The organism is Occultella gossypii, assembly GCF_019947135.1.
GTDB classification, from domain to species: domain Bacteria; phylum Actinomycetota; class Actinomycetes; order Actinomycetales; family Beutenbergiaceae; genus Occultella; species Occultella gossypii.
Window position 1 is genome coordinate 159,092 of record NZ_JAGSHT010000012.1, and the last position, 21,403, is coordinate 180,494.

The window sequence follows — 21,403 nt, forward strand, 5'->3', positions numbered from 1 at the left end:
GGTGTCAGTGCTGCGTCACCAACGGGGCCAGGCCCGCGCTGAGGGCGACCGCGTCGCCGTCGCCCGCGAGCGCGAGCCAGTTCGCGAGCAGCCGGTGCCCACCCTCGGTGAGCACGGACTCGGGGTGGAACTGCACCCCGTGCAGGGGCAGGGTGCGGTGCACCAGGCCCATCACGATGCCGTTCGCGGTGTGCCCGGTGACCCGGAGCTCGTCGGGCACGGTGTCCGCCTGGACGGCGAGCGAGTGGTACCGGGTCGCGGTGAACGGGGACGGCAGCGACTCGAACACGCCCGTCCCGTCGTGCTCCACCTCGGAGGTCTTGCCGTGCATGAGCTCCGGCGAGTGGTTGACCACCCCGCCGAACACCTCGCCGAGGGCCTGGTGGCCGAGGCACACGCCGAGCATCGGGAGCTCCTCGGCCGCGCACCGCTCGATGATGGCCGTGCTCTCGCCGGCCTCCTTCGGGGTGCCCGGTCCGGGCGAGACGAGCACGCCGTCGTATCCCGCGAGCGGGTCCGCCCCGGTGAGGGACTCGTCGTCGTTGCGCACCACGGTGGTCTGCGCACCGAGCTGCTGCAGGTACCCGACGATCGTGTAGACGAAACTGTCGTAGTTGTCGATGACGAGGATGCGGCTCATCAGCCCTCTCCCACGGTCTGGTCGTTGAAGGGCATGTACGGGGCCACGGCGGGGAAGACCCACAGGAACAGCGCGGCCACGACGGCCGCGACGAGGATCGCGGACTGGATGACCCGCGCCCACGCGGGGCCGGGCAGGTGGGTGAAGATCCAGCCGTACATCAGGACCCTTCCGGTAGCAGGGCGGCGGGCATGCCGTCGGTGAGGGGGATCCAGTGCGCCAGCTGGGCGTGCACGATGTAGCGCTCCCGGGTCGACCACAGCGGATGGCAGGTGGTCAGGGTCAGCATCGCGTCCGTGGCGACCGCCCCCGGATCCCCGGGGACCGGAGCGATCACCTCGACCTGATCGGGCCGGACGATGTCGCTGGTGGTGACCTCGTAGACGTACCAGGCCTGCGCGGTACGAACGATGAGCTGGTCGCCGGCCGCAAGGGTATCGATCGCGTAGAACGGCTTGCCGTAGGTCTGTCGGTGCCCGGCGACGGAGAAGTTACCGATCTGACCGGCCTGCGCGGTCTCCGAGTAGTGGCCCACCCGACCGGCGTCGAGCACGGTGGGGCGGTCGACGCCCTCGGCGATCGGCTGGGCGTAGTCGATACCCCAGTCGGGCACGAAGAGCGTCGCGAACACCGCACCCTCGGCGGCGGCCACCTCGACCGGGGGTGTGTCGGTGCGGGGCGTGCCGGCGACCTCGGGAACCGGCGGGAGCGCCTCCTCGAGCTCGGCGACGGCGCTGGCCGCCTGCTGCTCGCCCTCGACGTCGGTCCACCACAACTGCCAGACGACGAACAGCCCGAGGAGGACCCCGGCCGTGATCAGGAGCTCCCCGGCGCCGCCGAGGATGCGGGAACCGATGGAGGGACGCCTGCGACGGACAACCGGCTGCTCGACCTCGTCCACCGTGTCGGTGGACGGCGGCGCTGCGTTTGTCATTGTGGTCCGTTCGGATCGGTGGTGGGCCCCTCGAGCGTGATCGGGTCCCCACCAGGAATCCTGGCATAACTGGTGCTCAGGTTTCCTTCGTGCCCGGGTGCCTCGATCTCATCCTGGGTCGTCACCGAGAACCCGAGCCCCACCGCATCCACATACTGGCGATAGATCCGGACCGCGGAGGAGTCGTCGAGGGCGTCCTCGAGCTCGCTCGCGTCCCCGATCGCGGCGATCCGGTACGGCGGCGAATAGGTCTCGCCGTCGAGCAGGAGGACGTTCCCCACGCACCTGATCAAGGTGGTGGCGGTGATCCGGTGCCCCTGCACCGTCATCGCCTCCGCGCCGCCCGCCCAGAGGGCGTTGATGACGGCCTCCAGGTCCTGCTGGTGCACCACGAGGTCGTCGGGGCTGAACCCTTCCGGGACGTCCTGGGCGAGCGGGGAGTCCCAGAGGGAGACCTCCAGGCCCGGCCCGGTGACGGCCAACCGGCCCGCCGCGAGCGCCCACCCCACGCGCCCCGCCCCCCCCCCCCCCACCCCCCCCAGCGCCCCACGCAAGGGGTCCACCTCCGCACGCAGCTGCGTCACCTCGGCGTTCGTCTCCTGCAGCCGGGCCTCCTCGGCTGCGACCAGCTCCGGGAGATTCTGCGGCTGGCGCTCGGTGTCCTCGGCGAACACCGAGGCGCTGGTTGCGAACATCAGACCTGCGAGGACCCCCACCAGCGCGACGGCGATCGAACGCCCACGCACACGCGGCGGCCGCGACGGCAGCCCGGGAGTCCTCATGTGTCCCAGTGTAGGTTGCCCTCCCCCTTAGGATTGGGGGCAGTTCACCAGCCGAGGAGTCACCATGCCCGAATCCAGGTCCCGCAAGAAGCCGGCCTACACCCCGCCGCCGGCGTCGAGCGCGGTCAAGCCGAACCCGCGTTGGTGGGCACCAACGATGGTGACCCTGCTGATCGTCGGCCTCGTGTACGTGGTCGTCACCTACCTGATGGAGTCGGCCGGGCCGGTCCCGGGCATCGGAGCCTGGAACCTCGGTATCGGCTTCGCGATCATGATGGTCGGCTTCGTCATGACGATGCGCTGGCGCTGAGCCCGCAGTCCACAAGCTCCCTCGAAGGGCCGCCTCATCCGCTCGGATGACGCGGCCCTTCGCCGTTCCCGCGACCGGTGGGATCCACGCTCCGTCCCCAGGTCTGTGCACACCTGTGGAGAACTACAGCCGTGTGATTTCCACACCTGTGGAGACGTCTGTGGAGAACTACAGCGATGTAGTTCCACAGGTGTGAACAACCCTGTGGACAGGCGTTCGACGGTCGTCGCGGGCCGGCTCCGCTGGACCCGACCCACCCGTTGCCCAGCGTCCCGTCCCACCATCCAGCCCACCAGGCACGTCGAACGCAGCCCTGTGACGATCCATCTGGCGGATGGATCGTGACAGGGTTGCGTTCGGCGGCTGGCTCGCGAGGTCGACGTCCAGGTCCACCGTATGCGAGGTCAGGGACCGGCGTCGGTGCCGATCAGAGCATCAGGCGTAGACGGCTACCGTGATCCCGACGAGGATCGCCGCGACGAGGGCGACGCCCGCGATGGCGCCGCGCGTACGTTCCTTCTTCGGCAGGTAGGCGAACAGGGCGCCGAGAGCGGCACCGGTGACCAGCCCGCCCAGGTGTGCCTGCCAGGAGATCCCCGGGATCACGAACCCGACGACCACGTTGATCCCGATCACGATGAGGATCTGGCGGGCCTCGCGCCCGGTCCGGCGCAGCACCACGGCGATCGCCGCGAAGAGCCCGAACACGGCACCGGACGCGCCGACGGTGGCCACGTTCCAGACGTCATCGCCGGCCAGGGCCAGCACGGCCACACTGCCACCGAGCGCGCTGAGCAGATAGAGGGCGACGTAGCGCCACCGGCCGAGCATCTGCTCCAGGAACGGTCCCACGATCCACAGCGCGTACATGTTGAACAGCAGGTGCACGATGCCTGCGTGCAGGAACGCCGTGGTGATCATCCGGTACGGTTCGACCTGCCCGAGTACCGGCGCGAAGATGAGCCGCATCCGCAGCGTCGGGCTCACGTAGTCCACAACGAACAGCAGCACGCAGATCGCGATGAACGTGATGGTGACGACCGGGCGGTTGTTCGGGCCCATCCGGGCACCGAGCACGGTGGTCTTCGGCCGGACCGCGCGGGCCTCCTCGCGCACGCAGTCGACGCAGTGCACGCCGACGGCGGCAGGCCGCTGGCATTCCGGGCACGCCGGGCGCCCGCACCGTTGGCACCGAACGTAGGAGACACGGTCGGGGTGGCGCGGACACACCGGCGGTGCGCCTCCCGCTCCGGGCTGCCCCGGCGGCGGCGCGGGCGGGTAAGCGGTCATCGAGCCGTCAGTCGACGATCTCGATCGAGTTGATCACGATGTCCTCGACCGGCCGGTCGTTGCGCGGGTCGGTGGACACGACGTTGACGGCGTCGACGATGGCGGTGGAGGCCGGGTCCTTCACCTTCCCGAAGATGGTGTGCTTGCCCTGCAGCCAGGTGGTCGGCGCGGTGGTGATGAAGAACTGCGAACCGTTGGTGCCGCGGCCCATCTGGATCCCGGCGTTCGCCATGGCGAGGACGTACGGCTCGCGGAAGTGCAGCTCGGGGTGGATCTCGTCGTCGAAGGCGTACCCGGGGCCACCGCGGCCGGTGCCGAGCGGGTCGCCGCCCTGGATCATGAAGTTCGGGATGACGCGGTGGAAGATCGTGCCGTTGTAGAGCGGCTCGTTGCTGGACTCCCCGGTCTCCGGGTGCGTCCAGGTGCCCGCACCGGTCGCCAGATCGGTGAAGTTCTTCACCGTCTTCGGCGCGTGGTTGGGCAGGAGTTCGACGACGATGTCGCCGGCGGTCGTGTGCAGAATGGCGTCCATGTCCCCATCCTCGCACCCTTGGCTCGGGGTGCGTTACTGGCCGGGCTCAGCGAGGGTGGGACGAAGGACGTATGCACATCGCCCACGCGGGTGGCACGATAGAGGCATCAACGCAGACGATCCGAATCCGATCTTCCGTGGAGACCCGCGGGAAGGGAACTAGGGGAGACACATGTCGCGCAAGGACAAGATCAACGCCGAGCAGCTCCGCGAGCAGGCCGAGGAGGCCGGTAAGGCCGCGCGCCAGCTGGCCGACCACGGCAAGGACTGGGCTACACCGAAGGTCGAGGCAGCGCTCGAGTGGGCCGGTCCGCGCGTCGACAAGGCGTGGCGCACCGGCGTGACCGCAGCCGCCCCGGTGATCGCCGACTACGCCGAGCGCTCCAAGGACGTCGTGGACACCGCCCATGACAAGGTCGTCGACGATGTCATCCCGCGGGTCATCGCCGCGATGGAGGAGGCCGCCAAGGCCGCCCAGTCCGGCTCCGACAATCTGCAGGACAAGGCGAACGCCGCTCTCGACGCGGCCGCCGCTGCGGTCGCGGAGCAGGAGAAGAAGGCCAAGGGTGGCAGCAAGGTCGGAAGGACGATCGGCTGGGTCCTGGTGGCCGGTGCGGTCGCTGGTGCCGGTGTGCTGATCTGGCGCCGCACCCAGCCCGTCGACGACCCCTGGGCCGAGGAGTACTGGGACGACGCCGTCGCCACCCCTGCCGCTGCCGGGGAGAGCGCCGCCGCGACCGTCGCGGACAAGGCGAAGCACGTCGCCGAGGACGCCGAGGCCGCCACCGCACAGGCAGCGGAGAAGGCAGGCGAGGTCTCCGGTCAGGTCGCCGAGAAGGCCACCCGGGCCAAGAACCAGGTAGCCGACAAGGCGAACGCCGCCGCGAACCAGGCGGCTGACAAGACCGGCGAGGCCAAGGATGCGGTGGCCGACAAGGCCGAGCAGGCCAAGGACGCCGCGAACGACGCACAGGAGAAGCCGGACGACAAGAACGGCTGACGCTCCCCAACGCCAGAACGAGACCCCGCACACCGGTTGTGTGCGGGGTCTCGCCGTCTCTGCGCACCCGGCCACACCACCGCTGCAGGACCCGGCGCGCGCGAGTGGAACAATGGCACCCGTGTCCGAGACCTCGACTGAATCCGGCGCGACCGCCGTCGCCTCCCTGCAGACCCAGCTCACCGACGCGCTCGGTGACGCCATCGCGGCGGCCTACCCCGCCCAGAGCGGCGCCGATCCGCTGATCCGCCCGAGCGACCACGCCGACCGCCAGGCGAACGCCGCGCTCGCACTGGCGAAGAAGGTTGGCGCGAGCCCGCGCGAGGTCGCGACGAACGTGACCGAACGGATCGCCGTGGGGGACGTCGTCGGGCAGGTCGAGATCTCCGGCCCGGGCTTCCTGAACCTCACCCTGACCGACGCCGCCCTGTGGCGGCAGGTCGAGGCGCGGCGCGCCGGCGCCCGCCTCGGCGTGCCACCCGTCGCGGCCGGTGTGCGCACCGTCATCGACTACTCCGGGCCGAACATCGCCAAGGAGATGCACGTCGGGCACCTGCGCTCGTCCGTGATCGGTGACGCGCTGGCCCGGATCCTGACGTTCCTCGGCTCGGACGTGGTGCGCCAGAACCACCTGGGGGACTGGGGCACCCAGTTCGGCATGCTCATCCAGTACATCGACGAGCACCCCGAGAAGCCGTGGCGGCACACGGAGATCACCGCCACCGACGCCGACGGCGAGAACGCCTCCACGGTGTCCGCCCTGGACGGCCTCTACAAGGCGGCCCGCGCCGTCTTCGACACCGACCCCGAGTTCGCCGACCGGGCCCGCGCGCGGGTGGTCGCGCTCCAGGCCGGCGACGAGGCGACCCTCGCCACCTGGCGCGACATCGTCAAGGAGTCGCAGTACGCGTTCGACGAGGTCTATGCCCGCCTGGGGGTTCAACTGACCGAGGCGGACTCCGCGGGCGAGTCGTTCTACAACGACATGCTCGACGGCGTCGCGGCCGAGCTCGAGGAAGCCGGGATCGCCGTCGTGAGCGATGGCGCCCTCGTGGTGCTCTCCGAGGAGGTGACCGGCCCGGACGACGAGCCGGTGGCCCTCATGGTCCGCAAGCGCGACGGCGGGTACGGCTACGACACCACGGACCTCGCCACGATCCGGTACCGGATCCGCGGCCTCGGCGCCGACCGGATCCTGTATCTCGTCGACTCGCGGCAGGCCCTCCACTTCCGGCTGGTGTTCGAGGCCGCGCGCCGGGCCGGCTGGCTGGACCCGGAGCGGGTGCAGGCGCTGCACGTGCCGTTCGGCAGTGTTCTCGGTCCTGACGGCAAGCCGTTCAAGACCCGCTCCGGCGGCACCGTGCGGCTGATGAACCTCCTCGACGACGCCGTCGCGGCGGCCCTCACGGTGGTCCGCGAGGGCGCCGAGGCCAAGGGCACCGAGGTCGACGACGACGCGCTCACCCTGATCGCCGAGCAGGCCGGCATCGGGGCCGTGAAGTACGCGGACCTGTCCGGCTCCCGGGTCAAGGACTACGTCTTCGACGTCGCCCGGATGACGGCGTTCAACGGCAACACCGGCGTCTACCTGCAGTACGCGCACACCCGGATGGTCTCGATCCTGCGCCGGGCCGCCGAGCGCGGCCTGACCGTTCCCGAGCACGTGCCGGCCGCCGTCGAGACACCACTGGAGGCTGCCGAGCGCGGGCTGATCCTGACCCTGGACGCGTTCGCGGACGTCCTCGCCGAGGTGGCGGTCGACCTCGAGCCGCACCGGCTCGCCGGCTACCTGTACGAACTCTCGCGGGCGTTCACCGACTTCTACGAGGCGTGCCCCGTGCTCGCGTCCGAGGGCACGGTCCGGGACCGTCGGCTCGCGATCGTGGACCTCACCAGGCGCACCCTCGCCACGGGGCTCGACCTCCTCGGAATCGCCGCGCCCGAACGGATGTGAACGCGTCCGCGGAACTCGCCGCCGGGCACCTGCCGCTGCTGGAGGTCCGCAGGTAGGGTCGCCTCCCGTGAGCCCGTACCGCATCGATGCCCGCCCCGCCCGACGACACGGTCGCGGTGCCCCCGTACTACCCGGCGGCGCCGGCATCGAGGTCTACGGGTCGCACCTGGAGCGCGACGGCGTGCCCTGGATCCCCATCTCCGGCGAGTTCCACTTCACCCGGTCGCCGCGAGCCACCTGGGCAGCGGAACTGGCCAAGGTGCGGGCGGCGGGCCTGAACACCGTCGCCACCTACCTGTTCTGGCTGCACCACGAGCGGGAGCGTGGCACCCCGGACTTCACCGGGATCCTTGACATCCGCCACTTCGTGACGCTGGCCGCCGAGGCCGGGCTCGACGTGCTCGTCCGGATCGGCCCCTGGGCGCACGGCGAGGCGCGCAACGGTGGCCTGCCGGACTGGGTGCAGCACGGGCCGTGGCACATCCGCACCGACGACCCGGGCTACCTCGAGCAGGTGCGCCGCTGGTACGCCGCGATCGCCGGACAGCTCGACGGCCTGGACGCCGCTTCCGGAGGGCCGATCATCGGGGTCCAGGTGGAGAACGAGCTCGCAGACGCTCCTGAGCACCTGGTCACCCTGCGCGGGATCGCCCACGAGGCCGGACTGCGCGCACCGCTGTGGACGATGACGGCGTGGAACACCGCCGTGCTCCCGACGGAGGGGTTCCTGCCTCTGTACGGCGGGTACACGGAGTCGTTCTGGACGGACGCCGACGAGCCGTGGAGCGCGGGCTGCCGGTCCCAGTTCACCTACACGCACCTGTTCGACGACACCTCGATCGGCGCCGACGTGATGCCGACGGCGCGGCCGGACTCCACGTCCACGCACCGCCGGTTCCCCACGCCCGATCCGTACCCCGTCGCCACCTGTGAGCTGGGTTCGGGGATGGCCACCGCCTACCATCGCCGCCCCCTCGTGGACCCCGACGACGTCGCCGCGGTCGCGCTCACGAAGCTCGGCTCCGGCTCGGTGTGGCAGGGCTACTACATGTTCCACGGCGGGTTGAACCCGCCGGTGCGCGGCCTGCAGGAGTCCCACGCGTCCGGCTACCCGAACGACCTCCCGGAGTTCGACTACGACTTCGGCGCACCGATCGGTGCGGCCGGTCAGGTGCGGCCGTCGCTGGTTCTGCTGCGACGCCAGCACCGGTTCCTGGCCGACTTCGGTCCGCGGCTGGCGCCGATGGCGTCGGTGCTGCCCACGCCCGACGGCGAGGGTGGGTCGGCGGCGACGCTGCGGTGGGCGGTACGCACCGACGGCGAGAGCGGGTTCGTGTTCGTCACGAACCACCAGCCGCACGAGCCGTTGCCCGCGCACCCGCAGGTGGCACTCAGCATCGAGACCGAGTCCGGCACCGTGGCCTGGCCGACGGTCGACGTCGGTGTCGGCGCGTACTTCGCATGGCCGTTCAACCTCGACGAGTCAGGTGTGCGGATCGGGTGGGCCACGGCTCAGCCGGTCGCACGGATCGTCGGCGACGGCTCGGACGGTTCAGTCAGTCTGCTATTCCTGCGCACCCCCGGTATCGAGACGCGGTTCGCGCTGCGACTCCCCCCGGGGGCGAGCCTGACCGGGGCGCTCACGGACGTCGACGATGATCAGGCCGGCGGTTCGGGGCGGGACGGCGACGTCGTGGTGGCGGTGGGCAGCGAGCCCGTCGTGGTCTCCACCGGGAACGCGAGGATCGAGCTGCGTGTGTTCGATGCCGGAGACCTCGATGCGTTCCTGGACTCCGAGGATCCGGTGGGGCGGGTCACGAGCCCGGTCTGGATGGGGCGGAGCACGGCGGGACCGGGTCCGATGTGCGACGGTGGGTCCCTCTCGGGAGGATCCGTCCACGGCCGGACCCCCGCGGGCGGCTCCGGTGCGGACCGCGCCGACGCGGGTGTTGCCGATCTGAGCGTGCGGGAACTGGCGCCGTCGGGCGTACCGCCTACGTCCCGGTCGGCGAGCAACGGACGACTGAGCGCACCCCTGGACGAGGACTTCGCGGGCGCCGCCCGGTTCGAGGTCGACGTGCCCTCGCAGGAGGGACTCCTGCGGGTGGAGTGGACCGGGGACGTGCTGCGCGCACGACTCGGTGACCGACTGCTCGCCGACCAGTTCTTCTCCGGAGCCGCGTGGGAGATCACCGCCGCGGATCTGCGCGAGCGTGCAGGTGTGCCGGCGCGGGCAGCCCTGTCGGTCACGCTCGAGATCCTCCCGTTCCCGCCGGACGCCGCGATCTGGCTCGATCCCCGGGCGCGGGCGGCGCTCGCCGCCGAACGGTTCCGGGCCGGGATCCGATCCGCCCACTGGCACCGGCAGCCCCGCTGATCAGTCCGTCGTCGGGAGCACGCCGGCCGCGGCGCGAACCGCGCGGACATCGGCGGCAGCCGGCACCACGCCCTGCCGCAGTTGTGCGGCCATCCGCCGGCAGGCCCAGGCGGCGCCCTCCACGCCGGAGGCGGGCTCGATCTGAGAGCTGCCGCGCGCGAGCACGGTGAACCCCAGCCAGGCGGTCGCCTCCCGCACCTCGAGCAGCTCGGCGATCCCGTCCGGGTCATCCTGCAGTCCCCGGCGGACCACCCCCGAGAGCTCCTGCATGTCCACCGCGAGGTCCCGCAACGCCGCCCGTCCAGCCGGCCGGCGGTGGGTGCCACCTCCGAGCTGATCGAGCACCTCCGCCGCGGAGGCCAGGACGCGGGCGAGGTGGGCGCGGACCAGCCCCGGCGTGCCGCGCCGGAAGATCAGCCAGGGCACCGCGACCGCGACCGTGATCCCGATCGCGGTATCGAGGAGCCGCTCCAGCGCCACGTCACCGACTCCGACGCCGGTGCCGGCGGTCCCGATCGTCAGCGCCAGCGGCGTGATGAACAGGACCGCTGCCGCGTAGTTGCGCACCACCAGCAGTTCCACGGTCCCTTGCATCACGATGAGCGCGACCACGAGGACCCAGGGGCCACCGAGATCCACCAGCGCATGGACGGCCAGGAAGAGGCCAAGGCCCAGGACGGTCCCGATCAGGCGGTGCACCGACCGGATCACGGTGTTCTTGCGGTCAAGCCCGGTGTGCAGCACCAGCATCGTGGCCGCCATCGCCCAGTACACATGGTCGGTGCCGACGATCGACGCGATCAGCCCGGCGGTGGCCACGCCGGCACCGACCCGCAGCGCCGCCTGCAGGGCGGTGGTGGGCCACCGAACCGACCGGCGCAACATGTGTTGGACGGACGGCTGACCCAGCGGGGCCTCCGTCACCTCCGCATAGAGCTCAGGGTCCGGGACGTCACCGGGCAGCTGGTGGCTGGCGTAGGTGTGCTGGATGCGGTGCAGATCGGCGACGAGAGCCCGGGCGCGAGCATCCCGCGAAACGGGATCACCGCCGTCGGCCAGCGTGGTCCAGGCGTCGTGCAGGGCGTTCGTGGCCGCGGCGCTGCGCTGTTCGGCATCGGACGCCGCCGAGCCGGCCGCCACGAAGGTGCCCACGGCCGTCCGGGCCGCATCCACGGCATCCTCCTGCGGTCCTCGGGGACGCACGACCAGGTCGGACATGGCGACCGCGACGGCGACCGCCGCACCGATCGCCGTGGCGGCCACCAGGGTGCCGGGGTGCACCCCGTGAGCCGGTAGGTAGCCACCGACGCCGGCCAGGAGCACGAAGAAGAACGCTCCGGGGGCACCGAGCCGGAGCGCGTGGCAGATCTGGGTCGCAACCATTCCCACGGCGACCACGACGCCGATGGACGCGAGGGTGTTGCCGGTGGTGAGCGTTCCCACGAACACGGACGCGACCATCGCGAGCCCTACGGTCAGCAGCAGAACCAGCCGGGTCCGCAGCGGCCGACCGGCGCCGTAGAGCACCGTGAACACTCCCGTCCCGATGAGCAGACCGAAGGTCTGCTGCCCAAGGAGCGTGCTCACGGTGAGCGGGATCCCGAGTGCCAGCGCCGCTCTGGCCGCGACGGGCCACCGCACGGGGGGCCGGATGGTCCAACCAAGGCCGCCCAGCGGACGTGGGCGGCGTTCTCGATCGGGTTCCGGCACGGCTCCCGATGCTACCCGGGCGCGGACGTCCGCTCCTGTTCGGAAGGCCTGGGCCCATGCCACGAGGGGATGAACGCTAGCGTGTAGCGCGGACCACGTCAGGAGTGGTCCGGCGCCGCTGAAACCGGCGCGCACCGACCGCGAGAGCACCGGGAGACTTCCCTGACCACGATTCCCGCCCCCTATGCCCGTCTGCACGACGACGCCACGACCCTCCTGGAGGGTTGGACCGCCCCGGGTGCGCGCCAGGAGGAACTCCGCCGCGAGTTCCTGGCACTCCTGAGCGCCGAGCCGCGCGCCATGTGGCGGCACGGCACCCCGGCCCACCTGACCGCGAGCTGCCTCGTCCTCGACGCGGACCGGACCCACGTCCTGCTGACGCTGCACGCGAAGATCGGCCTCTGGCTCCCGTTCGGCGGGCACCTCGAACCTGGGGACACCTCGATCCGTGATGCCGCGGAGCGGGAGACCCGGGAGGAGTCCGGCCTGGCCGGTGTGCTGCTCGGCGAGCTGGTGGACCTGGACCGCCATGCGTTGCCGGCGAGCGCCTACTCCGCCTGCACGGAGCACCTCGATCTGCGGTTCGTCGGAGTCGACCCGTCGGGGCGCACCGAGCCCGTGGTCAGCGACGAGTCCGACGACGTGCGCTGGTGGCCACTGGATGCACTGCCCACGCCGATCGGCGAGGACGTCGGCAGGCTCGTGCGCGCCGGCATCGCCGGCGTGATCGCGCCGCGCGCGTAACTCGGGGGCGGCGGGCCCGCACCGAACGGTGTGGCTCGGCGAACACGGGACTAGGAAGCGACGGCGGCCGGCTCGGTCCGAGGGAACCGCTTCTCCGAGCGGGCCTTGGCCTTGGCCGCCTCCTCCTCGCGATTCTTCGGCGGGGCCGTGGTGACCAGGTCGTCGAGCAGGTGCTCGGTGATGTGGGTGATCTCGGCGACGGCTCGCTCGAACGCCTCGGCGTTCGCCTGGGACGGCTTGTTCATCCCGCTGATCTTGCGGACGAACTGCAACGCCGCGTCGTGGACCTCGCCGGACGTGGCGTGCGGCTCGAAGTTGTGCAGCGGGCGGATGTTTCGGCACATCCTTCGATGGTGCCACGCGGCCCCGGCACCGGTCCAGGGATCACCGGCCCCGATGGGACACCGGGATGGTGGAGCCAGCGGGACTCGAACCCGCAACCCCCTGCTTGCAAAGCAGGTGCGCTACCAATTGCGCCATGGCCCCGTGTGTAGTTTGTGCGCTGCTCGCCCGGGACCGGACCGGTTCAGGGCAGTGGGTCGGTGACCTCTGCCCACAAATCCCGCTCGTCGCGGTCTGCGGCGAACTTCCGCCAGACGAAATACCCGGCGGCGGCAACCGCGAGGAGTGTGAGGAGCTTCTTCATCGCTACCCGCCACCTTCCTGATCTGCGAGACGTGGGCCTAGCTGGACTCGAACCAGCGACCTCTTCCTTATCAGGGAAGCGCTCTAACCGACTGAGCTATAGGCCCGGATCCCCGCGTAATCGCGCGGGGGCGCCGGAGTGAGACTACCTCAGGCGCACGGCTGCGCCAAAACCGATTCGCTCAGTCGTCGGTGAGGGTGAGGTGCAGTCCGCCCACCATTGCCGCGACAATGTTGTACACGAAGGCACCGAGGGTGCTCAGCGCTGTGAGCAGAACCACATCGACGATCGCGACCACGGTCGCCACCGAGATCACCCGGGAGAACTCGACGTACTGGAGCAGCGGGCCGAACTGAGCCATGGCCTCGGCGTCCGCAATGATGCCCTGGATGCTGGCGAAGACGCCCATCTCGTTCAGCACACCCCACACGACGGCCGTGGCGACCACGATCGCGATGCCGATCGCGATCGAGAGCAGGAACGAGATCTTCATCGCCGACCAGGGGTCGATCCGGGAGATCGCGAGCCTGACCCGGCGCGGCCCCGGAGTGGCCTTGCCGGAGGACTGGCTCGCGCCGGAGGCCTTCGCGCCCGGCCGGGCCTGGGTGGCCGATGGTCGCTTGGCACCGGCCTCGGTGCCCTCTGTGCCGACCTCGAGCCTGACCGCGCCGGTCCTCGCATCGCCCGCGGGCTTGATGCTCGGTGGCCGCTGCCCTGGGGCTTGGCCACCCAGGGTGGTCCGGGTCGAGGTGCGCACCGGCGCACCCGTGGAGTTCCCCTGGGTGTTCTCGGTCATCAGTTGCCTTCCTGCTCGGCGTCGGCGTCCGCGGTGTCCGCGCCGCCGTGCTCACCCGAAGACGGTACGCCATCGGAGGACTCCGGCGCTGCTGCAGCCCCCTCGACCGCACCGGATTCGGCTTCCACCTCTTCGACCACGGCCTCGACGTTCCGGGCGATCGCGATGATCCGGTCGCCGGCGTCGGGCTTGGCGAACGTCACACCCTGGGTGTTCCGGCCGGTGAGATTCACCTCCGAGACCGACACCCGCACGATCTTGCCGCGCTCCATGATGACCAGCACCTCGTCCTCGGGACCGGTGATCAGGGCGCCGACCAGGTCTCCGCGAGCCTCTACGAGGTTCGCGACCTTGATGCCCAGGCCACCACGGCCCTGCACCCGGTACTCGTCGACGCGGGTCCGCTTGCCGAAGCCACCCTCGGTGACCACGAACAGGTCGTTGCCGGGCTGGACCACGTCCAGCGACAGCAGCGAGTCACCGTCGCGGAATTTCATCCCGGTGACGCCCGACGTCGCCCGACCGAGCGGGCGGAGCGCCTCGTCGCTGGCGGTGAACCGGAGCGACTGACCCTTGCGGGAGACCAGCAGCAGGTCGTCGTCGGGGTTCACCAGCCGGGCGGACACCACCTCGTCCGGGTTGCCCTCGTCGTCGGTGCGCAGGTTGATCGCGATCACGCCGCCGGTGCGGGTGGAGTCGTACTCGCTGAGCCGGGTCTTCTTGACCAGACCGCTGCGCGTGGCCAGCACGAGGTACTCGGCCTGCTCGTAGTCGCGGATCGCCAGGACCTGGGCGATTCGCTCGTCGGGCTGGAACGCCAGCAGGTTCGCGACGTGCTGGCCCTTCGCGTCGCGGCCACCCTCGGGCAGCTCGTAGGCCTTCGCGCGGTAGACCCGCCCGAAGTTCGTGAAGAACAACAACCACTGGTGCGTCGTCGTGACACCGAAGTGGTCGACGATGTCGTCACCGCGTAGCTGCGCCCCGCGCACACCCTTGCCGCCCCGGTGCTGCTGGCGGTAGTTGTCGGTGCGGGTGCGCTTCGCGTAACCACCGCGGGTGATCGTGACGACGACGTCCTCCTCGGGGATCAGATCCTCCATGGACATCTCGCCGTTGAACGGCAGGATCGTCGTGCGTCGCTCGTCACCGTAGCGGTCGACGATCTCGTCGAGCTCGTTGCCGACGATCTCCCGCTGGCGTTCCTCGGAGCCGATGATGTCCTTGTAGTCGGCGATCTCCGCCTCGATGGCGGCGAACTCGTCGAGGATCTTCTGCCGCTCGAGGGCAGCGAGCCGGCGCAGCTGCATCTCCAGGATGGCGTTCGACTGGATCTCGTCGATCTCCAGCATCTCCATCAGCCCGGTGCGGGCGACCTCGACGGTGCGCGAGGCGCGGATCAGCGCGATGACCTCGTCGAGGGCATCCAGTGCCTTGATGAGGCCGCGCAGGATGTGGATGCGGTCCTCGGCTCGGCGCAGCAGCCACTCGGTCCGACGTACGATCACGTCGACCTGGTGGTGCACCCAGTGCCGGATGAACGCGTCGAGGCTGAGGGTACGCGGCACCGCGTCCACCAGCGCGAGCATATTGGCGCCGAAGGTGTCCTGCAGCTGCGTGTGCTTGTACAGGTTGTTCAGCACGACCTTCGCGATCGCGTCCCGCTTGAGGACGATCACGAGGCGCTGCCCGGCCCGCCCGGAGGTCTCGTCGCGGATGTCGGCGATGCCCTGGATCCGACCGTCGCGGACCAGATCGGCGATCTTCGCGGCGAGATTGTCCGGGTTCACCTGGTACGGCAGCTCGGAGACCACGAGGCAGGTGCGGCCCTGGAGTTCCTCGACCTCGACGACCGCGCGCATCGTGATGGAGCCGCGGCCGGTCCGATAGGCGTCCTCGATGCCACGGTGGCCCAGGATCTGGGCGCCGGTCGGGAAGTCGGGACCCTTGATCCGCAGCAGCAGGGCCTCGAGGAGCTCCTCGGCGCTCGCGTCCGGGTTCGCAAGGAGCCACCGCACGCCGTCGGCGACCTCGCGGAGGTTGTGCGAGGGGATGTTCGTCGCCATCCCGACGGCGATCCCGGACGAGCCGTTGACCAGCAGGTTCGGGAAGCGCGCCGGGAGGACGAGCGGCTCGCGGGTGCGGCCGTCGTAGTTGTCCCCGAAGTCGACCGTGTTCTTCTCGATGTCGCGGACCATCTCCATGGCCAGCGGTGCCATCTTGCACTCGGTGTACCGCGGCGCGGCCGCCGGGTCGTTACCCGGGGAGCCGAAGTTGCCCTGCCCGTTGATCAGCGGGTAGCGCAATGACCACGGCTGCACGAGACGGACCATCGCGTCGTAGATGGCGGTGTCACCGTGCGGGTGGAACTGGCCCATGACGTCGCCGACCACACGCGAGCACTTCGAGAACGCTGAGTCCGGGCGGTAGCCGCCGTCGAACATCGCGTAGATGATGCGGCGGTGCACCGGCTTGAGGCCGTCGCGCACCTCCGGCAGGGCACGCCCGACGATCACGCTCATGGCGTAGTCGAGGTAGGACCTCTGCATCTCGAGCTGGAGGTCGACCTGCTCGATGCGGTCGTGGGTGACGACGGCGTCGATGGGCTGGTCGTCGTCGTTCGGGCCGGTCGGGGGCATGGGTGGTTGTTCGCTCACGTGTTCGATTCCTTACTCAGACGTCCAGGAAGCGCACGTCGCGGGCGTTGCGCTGGATGAAGGACCGGCGTGACTCGACGTCCTCGCCCATCAGGATCGAGAAGATCTCGTCGGCTCCCGCCGCTTCACCGATGGTCACCTGACGCAGGGTGCGGGTGGCCGGGTCCATCGTGGTCTCCCACAGTTCCCGGTAGTCCATCTCGCCGAGACCCTTGTACCGCTGGATGCCGCCGTCCTTCGGCAGTCGGTGGTTCTTCGCCAGCCCTTCGGCCACGAACGCGTCGCGCTCCCGGTCCGAGTACACGTACTGGTGCGGCGCGTTCGTCCACTTCAGCCGGTACAGCGGCGGCATCGCCAGATACACATGGCCGCGCTCGATGAGCGGGCGCATGTACCGGAACAGCAGCGTCAGGAGCAGCGTGGCGATGTGCTGGCCGTCGACGTCGGCGTCGGCCATCAGCACGATCTTGTGATAGCGCAACTTCGTGATGTCGAAGTCCTCACCGAATCCGGTGCCGAACGCCGTGATCAGCGCCTGGACCTCCATGTTCGCGAGGGCCTTGTCGATCCGCGCCTTCTCGACGTTCAGAATCTTCCCGCGGATCGGCAGGATCGCCTGGGTCTCGGGGTTGCGTCCCTGCACTGCGGAGCCACCGGCCGAGTCGCCCTCGACGATGAAGACCTCGGAGATCGAGGCATCGCGGCTGGAGCAGTCGCGAAGCTTGCCGGGCATCCCGCCACCCTCGAGCAGGCCCTTGCGGCGGGTCGCCTCACGGGCCTTGCGGGCCGCCATCCGAGCCGCAGAGGCCTGGATCGACTTGCGGATCACGTCCCGGGCCTCGGCCGGGTGGGACTCGAGCCAGCCGCCGAGCTGGTCGAACACGACCTTCTGGGTGAACGTGCGGGCCTCGGTGTTGCCGAGCTTGGTCTTCGTCTGACCCTCGAACTGCGGCTCGCCGAGCTTGATCGAGATGACGGCGGTGAGGCCCTCGCGGATGTCCTCACCCGTGAGGTTCTCGTCCTTCTCCTTGAGCAGGTTCTTCTCGCGGGCGTACCGGTTGATCAGCGTGGTCAACGCGGATCGGAAGCCCTCCTCGTGCGTGCCACCCTCGGAGGTGTTGATCGTGTTCGCGTAGGTGTGCACGCTCTCGGAGTACGCGCCGGTCCACTGCATCGCGATCTCCAGCGAGATCTTGCGCTCGGTGTCCTCGGACTCGAAGTCGATGATCTCCGGGTGGACCATCTCGGTGCGCTTGGCGGCGTTGAGGTGCTTCACGTAGTCGACCAGGCCACCGTCGTAGCGATAGGCGACCGACCTCGAGTGTTCCCCGATCGGCTCCGCCCGCTCGCCCTCGGGGCCGGCGACCTCGTCGCCGGTGTCCTCGGCGATGACCCGCTCGTCGGTCAGCGCGATACCCAGACCCTTGTTCAGGAACGCGTACTGCTGGAACCGGGCCCGGAGCGTCTCGTAGTCGAAGGTGGTCGTCTCGAAGATGTCGGCGTTCGGCCAGAACGTCACCGTCGTGCCGGTCTCGTCCGTGTCCTCGTCCCGGGAGAGGGGGGCCATCGGGACACCGTCGGCGTAGCTCTGCCGCCACACGCTGCCCTGAAGTCGCACCTCCACCTCAAGGCGCCGGGACAGCGCGTTCACCACGGAGACGCCGACTCCGTGGAGGCCACCTGAGACGGCGTACCCGCCGCCGCCGAACTTCCCGCCGGCGTGCAGGACCGTGAGCACGACCTCGACGGCCGGCTTGCCCTCGGACGCGACCACGTCCACCGGGATGCCGCGGCCGTTGTCCCGGACCCGGAGGCCACCGTCGGCCAGCAGGGTCACGTCGATCTGGTCGCAGTATCCGGCCAGCGCCTCGTCGACGGAGTTGTCGACCACCTCATAGACGAGGTGGTGCAGGCCTCGTTCACCGGTCGAGCCGATGTACATGCCAGGACGCTTACGAACCGCCTCAAGTCCCTCGAGGACCGTGATGTTGCTGGCGTCGTAGCTTGTGGGGCCCGAGGTCTGTGCTTCGGTTGCCGGCTCAGTCTTGTCGTCAGCCACGTTCTTCTGGCTCTCCTCATCGTCATCGAGGCACGCGCGCGGCACCGCTCGGATGAGTGAGGTGCCTGCGTGCCGGCCCAGGACCACAGGCAGATGAACCACTTGCCCCCGGACGGTCGCTCAATTCTACTCCGAAACCGCGCAAACTCCGAATATCCACAGAAGTTATCCACAGCGTGTCGCAGGCTGTGGACGAAGGCGGTCGAGACCCAGCGAAGCGGGGGCCGGATGTCAGCCGTAGGTGTCGCGCGGACCCCGGCCGCGCACCGACCGTGGCCCCTTGCGCCACGACGGTCCGCCCGGTCCGAGGACCTGGATCGACGTGACCACACCCTCGCCGACCTCCTCCACGAGCCGGCGTTCCAGCTGAGGCAGGAGCAGCCGGATCTGCGTGGCCCACGCGGTGGAGTCCGCGCGTACCACCAGCGCCCCCTCGTCGAACGTCTCCGGCGCGCAATGGTCGGCGATCTGGTCTCCGACCACCTCCCGCCAGCGACCCACCACGCCGCCGATGGACAGGGGCTGGTTCCAGCCGAGCTGCCCGCGCAGGGAGTCCATGGCCGCACTGATCGAGCGCGGATCGCGGCCCGTCCCGTGACCCGGCGCGGGTGCCGCGGCCTCGGACCCCGGCCCGGCCTTACGGCGCCCTGCCCGGCCGAGCCCACCGGGCGCCAGGCCCTTCGACCGAGCCGCGTCCCGCGCCCGCGCGAGCGCGTGCCGCGCCGCTGCGTCCACGTCCGGTTCAGCTGGCGCCGTCGGCACAGCCCGTTCCGTCGGCGCAGCCGACCGCACCGCTTTGGCCCCGGCCTTGGGGGAGCCGCCCCTGGGAACTGGACCTCCGCCGTCGGGCCGGTCAGCGGACACGGGTGACCGCACCGTCCATGACGTCGTACCGCGCGCCGTCCAGGCCGTCCGGAACGTCCTCGGCGACGGCCGAGGTGATCAGCACCTGTTCCGCGCCGGCGACCAGTTCGGCCAGGCGTGCCCGACGGCGGTTGTCCAGTTCCGCGAACACGTCGTCCAGGATGAGCACGGGCTCGCCGTCGCTCTCGAAGTCTGTGTCGGCTCGGAGGAGCTCGTAGGAAGCCAGCCGCAGCGCCAACGCCAGCGACCAGGACTCGCCGTGGCTGGCGTAGCCGCGCGCCGGAAGTCCACCAAGCTGCAACTCCAGGTCGTCACGGTGGGGGCCGACCAGGGAGACACCGCGCTCGATCTCCCGGGACCGCAGCCGAGACATCGCGTCCAGCAGCCGAGCCTGGACCAGATCGGCATTGGTGAGTGACTCCTCGGCCGCCAGAGCCGTACCGGCCGGCCGCTCGCCGTCGGACATCGCCTGCTCGAGGCTCGACCGGTACCCGATCTCGGCGGCGCTCTGCGCGGAACTGACCCGTTCATAGGCGCTCTCGACGTGCGGGCGTAGGTTGCGAACAGCGGTCACGCGCGCGGCGATGAGCTGGGCGCCGGCGGTGGCGACCTTCTCGTCCCAGACGTCCAGGGTGCGCAGGTCCGGACCGGAACCCGATCGGCGGCTCATGCCGGCCGACTTCAGCAGGGCGTTCCGCTGCTTGATCACGCGTTCGTACTCCGAGCGCACGCCGGCGAGCTTCGGGCTGAGCAGCACCAGCAGCTCGTCGAGGAACCGGCGCCGTCCGTCCGGGTCACCCTTGATCAGGGCGAGGTCCTCGGGGGCGAACAACACGGTCCGGAGCCGGCCGAGCAGATCCCGCGTCCGGGGCAGCGGGGACCGGTTGATCCTGGCGCGATTCGCCTTGCCTGCGACGAGTTCGAGTTCGAGCGTCGCGGGGCGCCCGGAGCGGACCACCTTCGCCTGGATCACCGCTCGGGCAGCGCCACGACGCACCAGCGCGGCATCGGAAGCCACCCGGTGTGAGGAGAACGTGGCCAGATAGCCGAGCGACTCCACAAGATTGGTCTTTCCCTGACCGTTCGGCCCGACCAGGGCGCTGATCCCCGGTTCGAAGGCGACGACGACCTGGGTGTAGGACCGGAAGTCGGTCAGGGCAAGATCGGTGACATGCATCGAGTGGTCGTGCTCAGCCGTCCGCCGCGGCCTTGGTGGCATGCCCGCCGAACTGCTGGCGCAGTGCCGCGACGGCCTTCATGGCCGGCGAGTCCTCCTGACGGGAGTCGAAACGTGCGAACAGCGCGGCGCTGATCACGGGCGCCGGAACCGCGCGTTCCACGGCCTCCTGCACGGTCCAGCGACCCTCGCCGGAGTCCGCGACGAAACCTCGGATCTCGTCCAGGTCCGGATCCTCGTTGAGCGCCTTGACCAGCAGCTCCAGCAGCCAGGAGCGGACCACGGTGCCGCGCTGCCAGGCCGTGAAGATGGCACCGACGTCATCGATCAGGTCATCACGGGCGGCGAGGATCTCGTAGCCCTCGGCGTAGGCCTGCATGACGCCGTACTCGATGCCGTTGTGCACCATCTTCGCGTAGTGGCCGGCACCGACCGGGCCGGCGTGGACGAAGCCCTCCTCGGCCGGCCCTTCCGGCCGGAGTGCGTCGAAGATCGGCATCAGCGTCGCGATCGTGTCGTCCGGGCCTCCGACCATCAGGCCGTACCCGTTCTCGCGGCCCCAGACACCGCCGGAGACCCCGGCGTCGACGTAACCGATCCCACGCTCGGCGAGGTCCGCGGCGCGGCGGGTGTCATCACTGAACTTGGAGTTGCCGCCGTCGATGATGATGTCGCCGGAGTGCATCTGCGCCGCCACCTGCGTCACCACGGAATCCGTGATCTCGCCGGCCGGGACCATCACCCAGACGATGCGCTGGGCTTCCGGAAGCGCTGCGACCAGGTCCGCAACTCCTTCGACGTCGGAGATCTCCTGGTTCTGGTCGTACCCGGTCACCTCGTGACCCGCATTGCGGATGCGGTCGCGCATGTTGCCGCCCATGCGACCGAGCCCGATCAATCCGATGTGCATGAGCGATCTCCCTTGCCTGCGGTG

At 70.1% G+C, this 21,403-nt stretch carries 20 protein-coding genes and 2 tRNA genes; 5 read left to right on the plus strand and 17 right to left on the minus strand.

Annotated features, from left to right (window positions below; all coding sequences use genetic code 11):
• Positions 1 to 4: 4 nt before the first annotated feature.
• Genes KCQ71_RS12525 through KCQ71_RS12540 form a run of 4 tightly spaced genes read right to left on the minus strand, consistent with a single transcriptional unit; the run spans position 5 to position 2,356 of the window.
• Positions 5 to 640, minus strand: a complete 636-nt coding sequence (locus tag KCQ71_RS12525) for an aminodeoxychorismate/anthranilate synthase component II (protein ID WP_223406339.1) — start codon at positions 638 to 640, stop codon at positions 5 to 7.
• Positions 640 to 801: a hypothetical protein gene (locus tag KCQ71_RS12530; protein WP_223406341.1), complete on the minus strand. Its 162-nt coding sequence runs from the start codon at positions 799 to 801 to the stop codon at positions 640 to 642. Before KCQ71_RS12530 ends, KCQ71_RS12525 begins: the two co-directional genes overlap by 1 nt.
• Complete coding sequence (locus KCQ71_RS12535; RefSeq protein ID WP_223406342.1) at positions 801 to 1,574, minus strand: class E sortase; 774 nt, start codon at positions 1,572 to 1,574, stop codon at positions 801 to 803. The genes KCQ71_RS12530 and KCQ71_RS12535 overlap by 1 nt, the downstream gene beginning before the upstream one ends.
• Entirely contained in the window at positions 1,571 to 2,356 is a 786-nt protein-coding gene (locus KCQ71_RS12540; protein ID WP_223406344.1) for a DUF881 domain-containing protein, read from the minus strand. The genes KCQ71_RS12535 and KCQ71_RS12540 overlap by 4 nt, the downstream gene beginning before the upstream one ends.
• 64 nt (positions 2,357 to 2,420) lie before the next feature.
• On the opposite strand from KCQ71_RS12540, the gene KCQ71_RS12545 reads away from it, so the two are divergent.
• The gene (locus KCQ71_RS12545; protein WP_163541716.1) at positions 2,421 to 2,666 is read left to right on the plus strand and encodes a cell division protein CrgA; all 246 of its coding nucleotides are present in this window, start codon (positions 2,421 to 2,423) and stop codon (positions 2,664 to 2,666) included.
• A 435-nt stretch (positions 2,667 to 3,101) separates the two neighbouring features.
• Here KCQ71_RS12545 and KCQ71_RS12550 read toward each other — a convergent pair whose 3' ends face one another.
• Complete coding sequence (locus KCQ71_RS12550; RefSeq protein WP_308116635.1) at positions 3,102 to 3,782, minus strand: rhomboid family intramembrane serine protease; 681 nt, start codon at positions 3,780 to 3,782, stop codon at positions 3,102 to 3,104.
• Between the two features lie 181 nt (positions 3,783 to 3,963).
• Complete coding sequence (locus KCQ71_RS12555) at positions 3,964 to 4,488, minus strand: peptidylprolyl isomerase (protein ID WP_223406348.1); 525 nt, start codon at positions 4,486 to 4,488, stop codon at positions 3,964 to 3,966.
• Between the two features lie 172 nt (positions 4,489 to 4,660).
• Here KCQ71_RS12555 and KCQ71_RS12560 point away from each other — a divergent pair, with 172 nt between their 5' ends.
• The 3 genes from KCQ71_RS12560 to KCQ71_RS12570 all read left to right on the plus strand — a co-directional run bounded on the left by KCQ71_RS12560 (position 4,661) and on the right by KCQ71_RS12570 (position 9,819).
• Positions 4,661 to 5,488, plus strand: coding sequence for a hypothetical protein (locus tag KCQ71_RS12560; protein WP_223406350.1), 828 nt, complete (start codon positions 4,661 to 4,663; stop codon positions 5,486 to 5,488).
• 121 nt (positions 5,489 to 5,609) lie between these two features.
• Positions 5,610 to 7,442: an arginine--tRNA ligase gene (gene argS, locus KCQ71_RS12565; RefSeq protein WP_223406352.1), complete on the plus strand. Its 1,833-nt coding sequence runs from the start codon at positions 5,610 to 5,612 to the stop codon at positions 7,440 to 7,442.
• Positions 7,443 to 7,509: 67 nt separating this feature from the next.
• The gene (locus tag KCQ71_RS12570) at positions 7,510 to 9,819 is read left to right on the plus strand and encodes a beta-galactosidase (RefSeq protein WP_223406354.1); all 2,310 of its coding nucleotides are present in this window, start codon (positions 7,510 to 7,512) and stop codon (positions 9,817 to 9,819) included.
• Here KCQ71_RS12570 and KCQ71_RS27640 read toward each other — a convergent pair whose 3' ends face one another.
• A complete protein-coding gene (locus tag KCQ71_RS27640) occupies positions 9,820 to 11,460 on the minus strand; it encodes an FUSC family protein (RefSeq protein WP_223406355.1) in 1,641 nt (546 codons plus the stop codon).
• 369 nt (positions 11,461 to 11,829) lie between these two features.
• Here KCQ71_RS27640 and KCQ71_RS12580 point away from each other — a divergent pair, with 369 nt between their 5' ends.
• Positions 11,830 to 12,273 carry an NUDIX hydrolase gene (locus KCQ71_RS12580; RefSeq protein ID WP_223406357.1) on the plus strand — a complete coding sequence of 148 codons (444 nt, stop codon included), beginning with the start codon at positions 11,830 to 11,832 and terminating at the stop codon, positions 12,271 to 12,273.
• A gap of 50 nt (positions 12,274 to 12,323) precedes the next feature.
• On the opposite strand, the gene KCQ71_RS12585 is transcribed toward KCQ71_RS12580, so the two are convergent.
• From KCQ71_RS12585 to gnd, 10 genes are all read right to left on the minus strand, one after another.
• Positions 12,324 to 12,617, minus strand: coding sequence for a DUF2277 domain-containing protein (locus tag KCQ71_RS12585; RefSeq protein ID WP_223406359.1), 294 nt, complete (start codon positions 12,615 to 12,617; stop codon positions 12,324 to 12,326).
• Between the two features lie 66 nt (positions 12,618 to 12,683).
• Positions 12,684 to 12,759: transfer RNA gene (locus tag KCQ71_RS12590), tRNA-Ala, on the minus strand.
• 40 nt (positions 12,760 to 12,799) lie between these two features.
• Positions 12,800 to 12,919: a DLW-39 family protein gene (locus tag KCQ71_RS12595; RefSeq protein WP_210769272.1), complete on the minus strand. Its 120-nt coding sequence runs from the start codon at positions 12,917 to 12,919 to the stop codon at positions 12,800 to 12,802.
• Positions 12,920 to 12,951: 32 nt separating this feature from the next.
• Positions 12,952 to 13,025, minus strand: a tRNA-Ile gene (locus tag KCQ71_RS12600).
• A gap of 75 nt (positions 13,026 to 13,100) precedes the next feature.
• Entirely contained in the window at positions 13,101 to 13,715 is a 615-nt protein-coding gene (locus KCQ71_RS12605) for a DUF3566 domain-containing protein (protein WP_223406361.1), read from the minus strand.
• A complete protein-coding gene (gene gyrA / locus KCQ71_RS12610) occupies positions 13,715 to 16,351 on the minus strand; it encodes a DNA gyrase subunit A (protein WP_223406636.1) in 2,637 nt (878 codons plus the stop codon). Before gyrA ends, KCQ71_RS12605 begins: the two co-directional genes overlap by 1 nt.
• A 34-nt stretch (positions 16,352 to 16,385) precedes the next feature.
• The gene (gyrB, locus tag KCQ71_RS12615; protein ID WP_223406363.1) at positions 16,386 to 18,428 is read right to left on the minus strand and encodes a DNA topoisomerase (ATP-hydrolyzing) subunit B; all 2,043 of its coding nucleotides are present in this window, start codon (positions 18,426 to 18,428) and stop codon (positions 16,386 to 16,388) included.
• Between the two features lie 231 nt (positions 18,429 to 18,659).
• Positions 18,660 to 19,190 carry a DciA family protein gene (locus KCQ71_RS12620; RefSeq protein ID WP_223406365.1) on the minus strand — a complete coding sequence of 177 codons (531 nt, stop codon included), beginning with the start codon at positions 19,188 to 19,190 and terminating at the stop codon, positions 18,660 to 18,662.
• 91 nt (positions 19,191 to 19,281) lie between these two features.
• Complete coding sequence (recF, locus tag KCQ71_RS12625) at positions 19,282 to 20,469, minus strand: DNA replication/repair protein RecF (RefSeq protein ID WP_223406367.1); 1,188 nt, start codon at positions 20,467 to 20,469, stop codon at positions 19,282 to 19,284.
• A gap of 13 nt (positions 20,470 to 20,482) precedes the next feature.
• Positions 20,483 to 21,379 (minus strand): phosphogluconate dehydrogenase (NAD(+)-dependent, decarboxylating), encoded by an 897-nt coding sequence (gene gnd, locus KCQ71_RS12630; RefSeq protein ID WP_223406369.1) that lies wholly within the window; start codon positions 21,377 to 21,379, stop codon positions 20,483 to 20,485.
• Positions 21,380 to 21,403 lie beyond the last annotated feature (24 nt).